Genomic DNA, 12,282 nt, shown 5'->3' on the forward strand with positions numbered 1-12,282 from the left:
GTCCATCACCATCGGGTAGTCGAGCGTGGTGGCCAGGATCTTGCCGGCAGCGGGATTGGCGCGCACGGTCGAGAGATACGGCTCGTAGGTCATGGCGGCGTCGTTCTGGCCGGCCACGAAGGCCTGGGCGGCGGGCTGCGGCTCGAGCGAGACCACCTTCACGTCCTTCAGGGTCATGCCGTTCTTGCTGAGCATCCAGGCCAGGCCGAAGTACGGCGCGGTGCCGGGGGCGCTCACGCCGATGCTCTTGCCCTTCAGGTCGGCGAAGCTCTTGACGTCGTTGCGCACCGCGAGGCCGTCGGCGCCGTAGGACTTGTCCATCTGGAAGATCTGCACGATGGGCACGCCGTTGGCGTTCCAGGCCACGTGCGTTTCCACGGTGGTGGCCGCGCACTGGATGGCGCCGGAGGCCAGCGCCAGGTGGCGGTCCTTCTGCGGAATCATCTTGAGCTCGACGTCCAGGCCGTTCTTCTTGAAGATGCCGGCCTTGTCGGCCAACGAGAGCGGCGCGAAGCCGGTCCAGCCGGACATGCCGAGCGCGATCTTGGTTTCCTGGGCGGCGGCCGTTCCGGCCATGCCCGCTGCACATGCACCTGCTGCCAGCAGCGAAGCGACTTTCACAACTACCGTCGTCTTGACCATGGGTACTCCTGGTTCCGTTCTTGAGAGATGGCTCGGCGGTACGCCCCGGATTCGGGCTGCGCACGCCTCGCATTGTTGCCAAGCGCCCCAACTTGTATATACAGGATAACCCGAGAAGGCCATTTCGGTGCACTCCTTCAGGAGAATGCACCAGATTGCTGTCTATACAGGAAAGGCGGCGAGACGAGGTTGATCATTGCAAACCTCATGCCACAGTCATATCTGGGCTGCTGGGGGACAATCGACGGCCCTCCCCCTTCATCCCCCTCCCGCCCTCCGCATCTGCTGCCTGTGTCCTCCCTCGCTCCCCGCCCCCTCGACGCCTCCGGCAGCAGCACCGCACCGGCCGAAATCCTCCACGAAGTCTTCGGCTACTCGCAGTTCCGGGGCGCCCAGCAGGACATCGTCGACCACATGGTGGGCGGCGGCGACGCATTGGTGCTGATGCCCACGGGCGGCGGCAAGTCGCTGTGCTACCAGATCCCGGCCATCGCGCGGCAGCGTGCGGGGCGCGGCGTATCGGTGGTGGTGTCGCCGCTGATCGCGCTGATGCACGACCAGGTCGGCGCGCTGCACGAAGCCGGCGTGAATGCGGCCTTCCTGAACTCCACGCTCGACTGGGAACAGACGCAGGATGTGGAGCGCCGCATGCTGCGCGGCGAGATCACGCTGCTCTATGCGGCGCCCGAGCGGGTGAACACGCCGCGCTTTTTGTCGCAGCTCGACTCGCTGAACGAGCGCGGCAAGCTCTCGCTGTTCGCGATCGACGAGGCGCATTGCGTGAGCCAGTGGGGCCACGACTTCCGCCCCGAATACCGCGCGCTCACCGTGCTGCACGAACGCTATCCGGGCGTGCCGCGCATCGCGCTCACCGCCACGGCCGATGACCTGACGCGTGCCGACATCGTCGAGCGGCTTCAGCTCGAGGAGGCACGCCAGTTCGTCTCCAGCTTCGACCGGCCGAACATCCGCTACACCATCGTCGAGAAGAAGGACRCAACCACGCAGCTGCTGCGCTTCATCGAGCGCGAGCATGAAGGCGATGCCGGCGTGGTCTATTGCCAGTCACGCAAGCGCGTGGAAGACCTCGCAGTGACGCTGCGCGATGCCGGCATCAACGCCCTGCCCTACCACGCGGGCCTCGACGCGGCGGTGCGGCAGAAGCACCAGGACCGGTTCCTGCGCGAAGAAGGCGTGGTGATGGTCGCGACCATCGCCTTCGGCATGGGCATCGACAAGCCCGACGTGCGCTTCGTCGGCCACCTCGACATGCCCAAGAACATCGAGGGCTACTACCAGGAGACCGGCCGCGCGGGCCGCGACGGCGCACCCGCCGACGCCTGGATGACCTACGGCCTGAACGACGTGGTGAACCAGCGCCGCATGATCGACGAGAGCCCGGCCGGCGAAGAGTTCAAGCAGGTGATGCGCGGCAAGCTCGATGCGCTGCTCTCGCTGGCCGAGGCGAGCGACTGCCGGCGTGTGCGGCTCCTGGGCTACTTCGGCGAGAAGAGCACGCCCTGCGGCAACTGCGACAACTGCCTGAACCCGCCACAGGTGTGGGACGGCACCGATGCCGCGCGCAAGCTGCTGAGCACCATCTACCGCGTGCAGCAGCTGAGCGGCATCAGCTTCGGCGCGGGCCACATCATGGACATCCTGCGCGGCAAGGCGACCGAGAAGGTCAAGCAGTTCGGGCACGAGCGCATCAGCACCTTCGCGCTGGGCGCGGAGTTCAGCGAGGTGCAGTTGCGCGGCGTGCTGCGGCAGCTGATCGCGACCGGCGCGCTGGCCGTCGACGCGGAAGCCTTCAACACGCTGAAGCTCACGGAAGGATCGCGTGCGGTGCTCAAGGGCGAGGCGGCCGTGAGCTTGCGCGAATCGATCTCGTCACCGACCGAGCGCAAGTCCCGCCGCGAGAAGGTCGCCAAGGGCGCGCCCTCGCCGGCCGCGGCCAAGCTCGACGACGTCGGCAAGAAGCGCTTCGAGGCGCTCAAGGCCTGGCGCGCGGAGGTGGCAAAGGAGCACAACCTGCCGGCCTATGTGATCTTCCACGACGCCACGCTGGCGTCGATCGCCGAGCGCGCACCGGCGACGCTCGAAGACCTGCAGGGCATCAGCGGCATCGGCACCAAGAAGCTCGAGGCCTACGGGACCGAAGTGCTGCGCGTCTGCGCAGCGTTCTAGAAGCTCAGTTCACGGCGGCGGGCAGCGTGATCGGCACCGGCCGCGTCAGCAGGTCGACATAGAGCTCGAAGAAGCGCGCGTTGTCGAACTTCTTCACCACGGTCATCTTCTGCAGCGTCGGCCCCGCAGGCTGCGAGGCGTAGCCGATGGAGCGGCCGTTGTCTGCAGCACCGGGCTTGGCCACCACGTCGACATACCGCTCCACCGTCTGGGTCGCATAGGCCGGGTCGATCAGGTAGGCCAGCGTCAGCGTGTCCCAGATGTTCTGGGTGTAGTCCGGGTTGTTCTCGAAGCCGTTGGTGCCGCTGAAGCCATAGCCGTTGAGCTTGCGGAACACCTCCGTCACGGCGGTCGGCTTGGCCGGATGGGCGATGCGGTCGTAGATGGTCTTGGTGAGGAACACGGTGTCTGTCACGTCGAGCGGCACCACCACCTGCGGGATCGGCAGGCGCACCACGAACTGCGCGGCGTCGGGGTCGAACCACCAGTTGAACTCCGCGGCCTTGGTGGTGTTGCCCGACACGTCGATGGCGCCGCCCATGTAGATGATCTTCTTGATCAGCGGCACGATCTCGGGGTTCTGCTTCGCTGCGAGCGCGATGTTGGTGAGCGGGCCGATGGCGAGGATGGTGACCTCGTTCGGGTTGGCCTTCACCGTGTCGACGATGAAGTCGACCGCGCTCTTGCGCTGCACCAGCGTATGGGTGGCGAAGCCGTCGGGCGAAGGCTTCAGGTCGGCGTCGGTCTTGGGCTCGGGTCCGCTCCAGGCGCCGAGGTAGCCGTCGCCGCCAGCGCCTGCGGCCATTTCGGCTTCGACGTCGGCGAAGGTGTGGTTGAGCGCGTAGTTCGCACCGACGTAGATGCCGATGCGGTCGCCCACGCCGAGCCGTTCGACCGACATCAGCGCATCGGCCACGCCCTGCTTGAGCCACTGGTTGCCGGAGACGACGCTGATGCCCATGACCTGGACCTTGCCCGAAGCCTGCAGCTGCGCGGCCATGACGCCGAGCTGGCCATCGTCGCTCATGGTGTTGTAGTCGCTGTCGATGATGATCTTCTGCGCAGGCGCCGACGGCGTGCCGAAGCCGGGCGCGAGTCCGATGCCACCGCCTCCGTCACCGCCGCCACCACAACCCACCAGCACAGCAACGACGATGAAGGTGAACATCGTCCCGATCCATTTGCGCATCTTCTGCTCCTAAGAATTTGGTTTTCAGTCGAGGACACTGAAATACAAACGTTTGCGCAAAGCTTTGCGCAAACGTTTGCCAAACTCTAAGGGCCAAAGCACGGGCATGGCAAGCGCCGTGGCTAGGTGTTTTCCGCGGGGCCGCTGCGGGGCGCCCTCAGCCCTCGGTGGGCGAGGGTCCGAGCAGGCGGTTTTCGCGCAGTGGCGTGCGTTGGAGCAGGTAAGGCTGCTCTTCTTCCGTCGAGGTTTGCGCCTTGTCGAGGCCGATGCCTGGCATGGCCTTGGATGAAGCGACCGCCGGACACGCGCCGGAGCTGCGCAAGGTCAGGGCCGCGGCGAGCCGCGCCTCGTTCGGGTCGCCCAGCGGGTGGCCGAAATCGTCGGCCACGACGCAGGTGGGCGAGAAGCCGTCGCCATAGTCGCCGTAGCCCGCCTGGTTCACGCCCTTGAACTGGATCGCGAAGTAGGTGGTGCCGCAGTTGTCCTGCGGATAGAAGCCGTAGGGCTTGCCGCAGGTGGTGCCGCCCACGAGGTTGACGGTGACGCCGACGCCGCGCAGGCTGTTGATCACCGATTCGCTGGCCGAGCAGGTGTCGGGACCTGTGAGCACGGTGACGCGCGAGAGGCCGAGCGTCGGCAGGGGCTGGCCGGTGCGGCTGGTGGTCAGGAAGGGAACGAGGGCCTGCGCGAGCGACAGGTGGAACGGGTTCTTGTCGTTGAAGCTCATGCGCTCGAAGGTCTTGCCGGCGGTCGTTGCCGGCGCGGCCACCATGTAGGCCAGCCGGCTCGCGATGTTGAGCTGGCCGCCGCCGTTGTAGCGCATGTCGAGCACCAGGTCCTGGATGCCGCCGTCCTCCTTGAGCTTGTTCACCGCCGCGACGAGTTGGGCCTCGGAAGTCGTGATGTGGTCGTTGAAAAGGAAGTAGCCGACGCGGTTGCCTGCGGCGCCGATGGTGCCGACGTTCTGCACCGGCGTGCTGGTGATCCTGGCGGCCGCCAGCGTGACGGTGCGCGTCGCGCTGCCCTCCTGCAGCTTGAAGGTGTGCGATTCGCCGACGGCCTGCGGCGAGATGCCGCGGTTGATCACCGTGGTGTTGGTGCCGTCGACGACATCGACCCCGTCGACCTCCAGCACCTTCGCGCCGCGCGCGATGCCGTTCGTTGCGGCGGGCGAGCCCGGCTCGGTGAAGGCGATGCGCAGGTCGCGCGGGCGGGTGTTGCGCACGAACGCGAACTCCATGCCGTAGCCCGCCGAGACGCCGCCTTGCGACAGCTGGCGGTACACCTCGGTGTCGTAGATGAAGTGGAAGCGGTCCTTCGCCCGGCCCGAAGGCGTGGTGGCCGGGGTCTTGAGCACGTTGAAGAACGCGATGGGCGTCGCATAGTCGGCTGCCACGAGGCTGGTCGGCACCTCGCTGTACCAGAGGTAGGTCTCGTCGATCCAGCCGCGCACCCAGCTCTTTTCGTTGTCGACGGAGCCGGCGCGGTCGGGGTAGGCAGCGCCAGTATCCGGATCGACGCCGTTGCGCGGCGCGGCGCACAGGCCGGCGACCGACGAAGACGCAACGATGCCGCCGTTGGCAGGCGGCGTGGTGCCGGTCGGCGGCGCGATGATCGGAAAACCACCGCCACCGCCGCCCCCTCCGCCGCCTCCACCGCAACCCGCCAACAGGCTGGCCACGGCGAGTGCCGTCGCGGCTGCCCATGCACCGGAACGMGGCAACTGCCGCAGGTCTGTCTTGCGAAAGCCCATGGTTTCTCCTCCTCGCCCCCGGGGCTTCACGCCCGCTCGTTGGTCGTTTTTACTGAACGAAGCCCATGCCGCGCGATTCACGCACTTCGGGCTTGATGCGGTGCTCGGCTTCGAGCTGATCGAGAAACTCCGCCGCCGAAAACTCCACCGCGAGAATATCGGTCTGCCGCTTCACAGCAGCGAAATCCCCCGGGCAGAGCTGTGGCAATTGCGCGAGCCGCGACTTCGCCTCGCCGGTCATCAGCGCCGCATCGCCCGCCAGCGCCTCGGTCACGAACATGCGCTCGCGCTGCACGGCCGTGAGTGGCATGAACTTGATCTTGAAGGTGAAGCGCCGCAGCGCCGCCTGGTCGAGCCGGTCGAGCAGGTTGGTGGTGCAGATGAAGACGCCGTTGAAGCGCTCCATGCCCTGCAGCATCTCGTTGACCTCGGTGACCTCGTAGGTGCGCTGCGCGCCGCGCCGGTCCTGCAGGAAGGAGTCGGCCTCGTCGAGCAGCAGCACGGCCTTCTCGGCCTCGGCTTCCTTGAACATCGCGGCCATGTTCTGCTCGGTCTCGCCGACATACTTGCTCATCAGGTCGCTGGCCTGCTTGATGATCAACGGCCGGCCGATGGCCTTGGCAATGTGCTCGGCCAGCGCGGTCTTGCCGGTGCCGGGCGCACCGTAGAAGCACAGCGTGCCGTGGCCGCGCGCCTTGAGCGCCTCGATGATGCGCGGGATCTCGAAGCGCGTCTCGACGTTGAGCATGTCGAGGTCGTAGGTCGTGACATTGCGGCGCTCGCCGCGGCCGGTGTCGAGCGTGCCGAGGGCGAGGTCGGCGTTGCGCAGCTGCCGCTCGATCAGCCCCTCCATCGACGCATCGTCGGTCCTGGCAAGCCCCGCGAAGCGCACCGCCGTACGGATCTGCGCGGGCGTGAGGCCCTTGCGCTCGGCCAGCTTGGTGGTGAAGGCCTCGGACACCACGACGCCTTCGAGCGTCTTCTTCACGAGCTGCTCGCGTGCGCCGGGCGGCGGCGACTTGAGCTCGAGGTGGTACGCGAAGCGGCGGCGGAAGGCCGGGTCGATCTGCTCGATACGGTTGGTGACCCACAGCGTGGGCACGGGGTTGGCCTCGAGGATCTGGTTGACCCAGGCCTTGCCGCTCACGCTGCCGCTGGTGGACGCCGGAATCTGCTCGGCGCGCGCCATGAACTGCGCGGCCTCGGTGCTGATGGGCGGGAACACGTCCTCGACTTCGTCGAACAGAAGCGCAGCCTGCGCACTGCCCTTGAGGAACACCTGCGCGATCTGCAGCGAGCGGTAGCGGTCGCGGCCGCTCAACGAATTGCCGTCGCGGTCCGCATATTCGACCTCGAAGAGCTCGAGCCCCGCCGCCTGCGCGACCACCTTGGCCAGCTCGGTCTTGCCCGTGCCGGGGGGGCCGTAGAGCAGCACGTTGACGCCGGGCTCCTTGCGCGCAACGGCGGCGCGCAGCAGCGTGACGAGCATCTGCGCGTCTTCCTCGACGAAGGAGAAATCGTGCGGCGTGAGCGCGCTCTTGGCCGATGGCCGCGTGAACACCGCCATCAGTTCGTTGTGGTCGCGGTACTCGCGCATCAGCACCGGCGGCAGCTTCTCGCTGACCTTCATCAGGTCGGCGAGGTCGGTGATGTTGTGCTCGGAGATCAGGTTCTCGACGAGGCCGATGCGCTCGAGCCGCGAGCCGGCGCGCAAAGCTTCGCCCACTTCGCTCGCACTGACGCCGGCGATGTCGGCGATGGCGGCATAGGCCTCGGGCGCGTTGTTGACCTTGAACTCGACCAGCAGCGAGCGCAGGTCGCGCTGGTAGCGCGCGAGCGTGCCGTAGAGCAGCAGCGCGCGCTCGGCCTTGTTGAGCTGCAGCAGGCCGGCGAGCGCGTCGATGTTCTTCTCGACCAGCGTCGATTGCTTGCGCAGCGCATGCGTGAGCCAGTCGCGCGTAACGGCCAGCACCGAGAGCAGGTCCTTGGGCTGGTCCTTCGCGTATTCGTCGAGGTAGAAAAAGAGCGTGCCTTCTTCATACGGGCCGCGCCACACGCCGTGGCGCTCGAGCAGCGTGCGGCCGTCGAAGTTCTCGACGCCCTTCCACGCTTCGTTGCCCGCGCAGCGTCGGCCGAGGAACTCCCGCAGCCGCTGCAGCACCGCGGCGGGCCACACCAGGTGGCGCCCCGTGAGCGAGAGCAGTCCGTTGATATCGCGCCGCACATTGAAGCGCGGCCCCTGCTTGGCTGCGAGCGTGAGCACGAAGTGCGAGCACATGAGCTCGAGCACCGGCGCTTCCTTGAGGCCGGGCGAAGGCAATGCCTGCCCGCGCACCGCAGCAGCCACTACATCGACACCCGCACGCTTGACCATCAGGCAACCTCCAACGAGGAAATACTTGGAGCGACCATAACGCAGACTTTTGGCTTCGGGAAGACGCCAGAACGGTAAAAACCCTGATGCGGCGATTCCGGCCACAATGCGCGCCATGGTCGGAATCGAAGAAATCCAGCGCGCCGCAGCGCGCCTGCAAGGCCAGGTGCTCAATACGCCCTGTGTCGAATCACGCACGCTCTCCGAAATCGTCGGTGCGCAGGTGTTCCTGAAGTTCGAGAATCTGCAGTTCACATCCTCGTTCAAGGAGCGGGGTGCGTGCAACAAGCTTGTCGATCTTTCGGAGGGTGGCACGACACGCGGCGTGATCGCCATGTCGGCCGGCAACCATGCGCAGGGTGTGGCCTATCACGCACAACGGCTCGGCCTGCGCGCGCTGATCGTGATGCCGCGTTTCACGCCGGGCGTGAAGATCGAGCGCACGCGCGGCTTCGGCGCCGAGGTGGTGCTGCACGGCGACACGCTCGACGCGGCGCGCGCGCACGCCCTGGAGCTCGCCGATCGCGAAGGACTGACCTTCGTCCACCCCTACGACGACGAGGCCATCATCGCCGGCCAGGGCACGGTCGCGCTCGAAATGCTCGATGTGGTGCCCGACCTCGACACGCTGGTCGTGGCAGTTGGCGGTGGCGGGCTGATTGCCGGCATGGCCATCGCGGCGCGCGCACGCAAGCCGGACATCGAGATCATCGGTGTCCAGACGACACGTTTCCCGGGCATGGTCAACGCCATCAAGGGCACGCACCACGTGCAGGGCAAGAGCACCATCGCCGAAGGCATCGCGGTGGGTACGCCCGGCGTGCTGACGCGGGAAATCATCGCGAGCAAGGTCGACGACCTGGTGCTGGTGGATGAAGGCGACATCGAGCAGGGCGTGCTGATGCTGCTCGAAATCGAGAAAACCCTGGTCGAAGGTGCGGGTGCGGCCGGTCTCGCGGCGCTGATCCGCCACCCGGAGCGCTTCAAGGGCAAGCGCGTCGGGCTGGTGCTGTCGGGCGGCAACATCGATCCGCTGCTGCTCGCGGCCATCATCGAGCGCGGCATGGTGCGAGCCGGCCGGCTGGCGCGGGTGCGCGTCAGCGCGCGCGACGTGCCGGGCTCATTGGCCCAGATCACGGCCACTGTGGCCGAAGCGGGCGCTAACGTCGATGAGGTTCACCACCAGCGCGCATTCACGATGCTGGCGGCGCAGAATGTCGATATCGAACTGGTTCTGCAGACTCGCGGGCGGGCCCACCTGGCGAGCGTCCTGACCGCCTTGAAGGATGCCGGCTTCGAGGCCGAGGAACAGCATTGAGGGGGCTCGCAACCCCTTACACCAGGCCGCGGGGTCCCGCCGGTAAAATGCCGGCAGTTTTGTCATTTGCGTATTCGAGGTACTTCCCGATGTCCAACCCCACTCCTGTCGAGCCCGGTCACGACGCCGCCGTCGAAAAAGACGCCGTCGAATCGGTCGTTCACCTGATGCCACTCGTGCTTCCGCTGGCCGGCGCCGTGCTGATGCTCCTGCTGGCATCCATCGCTGTCTACATGGCCTGACACGCGTTCGCGCTGTCGTCTGCGGGTCGTGCGGCCCGCGCTGGCGCACTCTCCCGAAGCGAAACGTTTTCTCAAACGGACCTCCGCGCCTGTCGCAGGCACGGCGTCCCGTTCGGAAAGACGATTTTTCAACTTAGGAGATTTCCGATGAACGCACCCGCGATGAAGGGCCTCACCATTCAGGCGCCCTCATACGTCAAGAACGCGAAACTGATTGCCTGGGTGGCCGATATGGCCGCGCTGTGCAAACCCGAGGCCATCCACTGGTGCGACGGCAGCAAGGAAGAGTACGACCGCCTCTGCCAGCAACTGGTCGACGCCGGCACCTTCAAGAAGCTCAACCCCGCCAAGCGCGCCCGTTCGTTCCTCGCGGTGTCCGACCCGAGCGACGTCGCGCGCGTCGAAGACCGCACCTTCATCTGCTCCGAAGAGAAGGAAAATGCCGGTCCCACCAACAACTGGATGGCCCCGGCCGAAATGCGTGCGACGCTGCAGCCTCTTTTCGACGGCTGCATGAAGGGCCGCACGATGTACGTGGTGCCGTTCAGCATGGGCCCGCTGGGCTCGCCGATCGCACACATCGGCATCGAACTCTCCGACAGCCCCTACGTGGCCGTGAACATGTGCATCATGACCCGCATGGGCAAGGCCGTGTACGAGGTTCTGGGCACCGACGGCGAATTCGTGCCCTGCGTGCACACCGTGGGCGCACCGCTCGAAGCCGGCCAGAAGGACGTCGTCTGGCCTTGCAACAAGACCAAGTACATCGTTCACTACCCCGAAACGCGCGAGATCTGGAGCTACGGCTCGGGCTACGGCGGCAACGCGCTGCTCGGCAAGAAATGCTTCGCGCTGCGTATCGCCTCGAACATGGGGCGCGACGAAGGCTGGCTGGCCGAACACATGCTGATCCTCGGCGTGACGAACCCCGAAGGCAAGAAGTACCACGTGGCCGCCGCCTTCCCGAGCGCCTGCGGCAAGACCAACTTCTCGATGCTGGTGCCGCCCGCCGGCTTCGAAGGCTGGAAGGTCACGACCATCGGCGACGACATCGCCTGGATCAAGCCCGGCAAGGATGGCCGTCTCTACGCGATCAATCCCGAAGCGGGTTACTTCGGTGTGGCCCCCGGCACCAACATGCTGACCAACCCGAACTGCATGGACAGCTTGAACCACGACGTGATCTTCACGAACGTGGCGCTGACCGATGACGGCGACGTCTGGTGGGAAGGCATGGAGCAGGACACCAAGACCCTGCCCGCGCACCTGACCGACTGGCAGGGCAAGGACTGGACGCCCCAGATTGCCAAGGAAACCGGTGCCAAGGCCGCCCACCCGAACTCGCGCTTCACCGTGGCCGCCACCAACAACCCGGCGCTCGACAATGCCTGGGACGACCCGAAGGGCGTGGCGATCGACGCGTTCATCTTCGGCGGCCGTCGCTCGACCACCGTGCCGCTCGTGACCGAGGCCCGCAACTGGGTCGAAGGCGTCTACATGGCCGCCACGATGGGCTCCGAAACCACCGCTGCCGCCGCCGGCCAGCAGGGCGTTGTGCGCCGCGATCCGTTCGCGATGCTGCCGTTCATGGGTTACAACATGAGCGACTACTTCCAGCACTGGCTCAACCTTGGCAAGAAGCTCGAGGCATCGGGCGCCAAGCTGCCGAGGATCTACACCACCAACTGGTTCCGCAAGGGCGCCGACGGCAAGTTCGTCTGGCCCGGCTACGGCGAGAACATGCGTGTGCTGAAGTGGATGATCGACCGCGTCGAAGGCAAGAAGACCGAAGGCATCGAGCACATCACCGGCGTGAGCCCGCGCTACGAAGATCTCAACTGGACGGGTCTGGAATTCAGCGCCGAGCAATTTGCCACCGTGACCAGCATCGACAAGGCCGCTTGGCAGGCCGAGCTGAAGTTGCATGCGGAGCTGTTCCAGCAGCTGTCGCACCACCTGCCGAAGGAATTGCCGGAAACCAAGGCGGCGATCGAGCAGCGCCTGGCTGCCTGATACGCGACGAAGATATGAATTGGGCCGATAAAGGCCCAACGCAAAAGCCCAATGGACTTCCATTGGGCTTTTTTATTGAGGGATCGGCTTTGAAGTAGCAGTTTCGTGAAGCCTATTCTTGTCGGCTTCCGGCGATTTGATCTTTGATCGCCTATTCTTTTTGGAATTCCCAAAGCAAAAAACCCCAACCATATCTGGTTGGGGTTTTCTGGGCTGTAAGAGCCTGACGATGACCTACTTTCACACGGGAACCCGCACTATCATCGGCGCTGACGCGTTTCACTGTCCTGTTCGGGATGGGAAGGAGTGGTACCACGTCGCTATGGTCATCAGGCATAACTTGTTGTCTGGTTGATCACGCGATCAACCAAACGAATTCATAGAGTTTGGAATCAGCTTTTGGCGAATTATTTTGAATGCGTCAACTTGGCATAACACCCTGATCTGATTGATCAAAGTTATAGGGTCAAGCCGCACGAGCAATTAGTATCAGTTAGCTTAACGCATTACTGCGCTTCCACACCTGACCTATCAACGTCCTGGTCTTGAACGACTCTTTAGGGG

General features: G+C 65.4%; 8 protein-coding genes and 2 rRNA genes. 4 read left to right on the forward strand and 6 right to left on the reverse strand.

Translation table 11 applies throughout. From position 1 onward, the window contains the following. Positions 1–642: ABC transporter substrate-binding protein (locus AC1DXX_RS31940; RefSeq protein WP_478138216.1), on the reverse strand; the 642-nt coding region annotated here is incomplete at its 3' end. 291 nt (positions 643–933) lie between these two features. On the opposite strand from AC1DXX_RS31940, the gene recQ reads away from it, so the two are divergent. Beyond that, on the forward strand, positions 934–2,829 hold the full coding sequence (gene recQ, locus AC1DXX_RS31945; protein WP_478138217.1) for a DNA helicase RecQ: 1,896 nt from the start codon (positions 934–936) through the stop codon (positions 2,827–2,829). 4 nt (positions 2,830–2,833) lie between these two features. On the opposite strand, the gene AC1DXX_RS31950 is transcribed toward recQ, so the two are convergent. From AC1DXX_RS31950 to AC1DXX_RS31960, 3 genes are all read right to left on the reverse strand, one after another. Next, a complete protein-coding gene (locus AC1DXX_RS31950) occupies positions 2,834–4,018 on the reverse strand; it encodes a nucleoside hydrolase (protein ID WP_478138218.1) in 1,185 nt (394 codons plus the stop codon). 157 nt (positions 4,019–4,175) lie between these two features. After that, positions 4,176–5,771: a S41 family peptidase gene (locus AC1DXX_RS31955; protein ID WP_478138219.1), complete on the reverse strand. Its 1,596-nt coding sequence runs from the start codon at positions 5,769–5,771 to the stop codon at positions 4,176–4,178. A gap of 49 nt (positions 5,772–5,820) precedes the next feature. Continuing rightward, complete coding sequence (locus AC1DXX_RS31960; protein WP_478138220.1) at positions 5,821–8,145, reverse strand: ATP-binding protein; 2,325 nt, start codon at positions 8,143–8,145, stop codon at positions 5,821–5,823. A gap of 115 nt (positions 8,146–8,260) precedes the next feature. On the opposite strand from AC1DXX_RS31960, the gene AC1DXX_RS31965 reads away from it, so the two are divergent. The 3 genes from AC1DXX_RS31965 to AC1DXX_RS31975 all read left to right on the forward strand — a co-directional run bounded on the left by AC1DXX_RS31965 (position 8,261) and on the right by AC1DXX_RS31975 (position 11,718). Continuing rightward, on the forward strand, positions 8,261–9,463 hold the full coding sequence (locus AC1DXX_RS31965) for a threonine ammonia-lyase (RefSeq protein WP_478138221.1): 1,203 nt from the start codon (positions 8,261–8,263) through the stop codon (positions 9,461–9,463). An 89-nt stretch (positions 9,464–9,552) separates the two neighbouring features. Continuing rightward, positions 9,553–9,705, forward strand: a complete 153-nt coding sequence (locus AC1DXX_RS31970; protein ID WP_478138222.1) for a hypothetical protein — start codon at positions 9,553–9,555, stop codon at positions 9,703–9,705. 147 nt (positions 9,706–9,852) lie between these two features. After that, positions 9,853–11,718 (forward strand): phosphoenolpyruvate carboxykinase (GTP), encoded by a 1,866-nt coding sequence (locus tag AC1DXX_RS31975; protein ID WP_478138223.1) that lies wholly within the window; start codon positions 9,853–9,855, stop codon positions 11,716–11,718. Positions 11,719–11,939: 221 nt separating this feature from the next. Here AC1DXX_RS31975 and rrf read toward each other — a convergent pair. Both rrf and AC1DXX_RS31985 read right to left on the reverse strand, forming a co-directional pair. Beyond that, positions 11,940–12,052: ribosomal RNA gene (rrf, locus tag AC1DXX_RS31980) — 5S ribosomal RNA — on the reverse strand. Between the two features lie 128 nt (positions 12,053–12,180). After that, positions 12,181–12,282 (reverse strand): 23S ribosomal RNA (locus tag AC1DXX_RS31985); the annotation flags it as partial.

The organism is Variovorax sp. P4_B10 (assembly GCF_056402375.1).

What these genes read in the sequence shown, in the direction of transcription:
- AC1DXX_RS31950 (WP_478138218.1), bottom strand. Translation starts at nt 4,018, where the DNA reads ATGCGCAAATGGATCGGGACGATGTTCACCTTCATCGTCGTTGCTGTG.
- AC1DXX_RS31960 (WP_478138220.1), bottom strand. Translation starts at nt 8,145, where the DNA reads ATGGTCAAGCGTGCGGGTGTCGATGTAGTGGCTGCTGCGGTGCGCGGG.
- AC1DXX_RS31975 (WP_478138223.1), top strand. Translation starts at nt 9,853, where the DNA reads ATGAACGCACCCGCGATGAAGGGCCTCACCATTCAGGCGCCCTCATAC.
- AC1DXX_RS31970 (WP_478138222.1), top strand. Translation starts at nt 9,553, where the DNA reads ATGTCCAACCCCACTCCTGTCGAGCCCGGTCACGACGCCGCCGTCGAA.
- AC1DXX_RS31965 (WP_478138221.1), top strand. Translation starts at nt 8,261, where the DNA reads ATGGTCGGAATCGAAGAAATCCAGCGCGCCGCAGCGCGCCTGCAAGGC.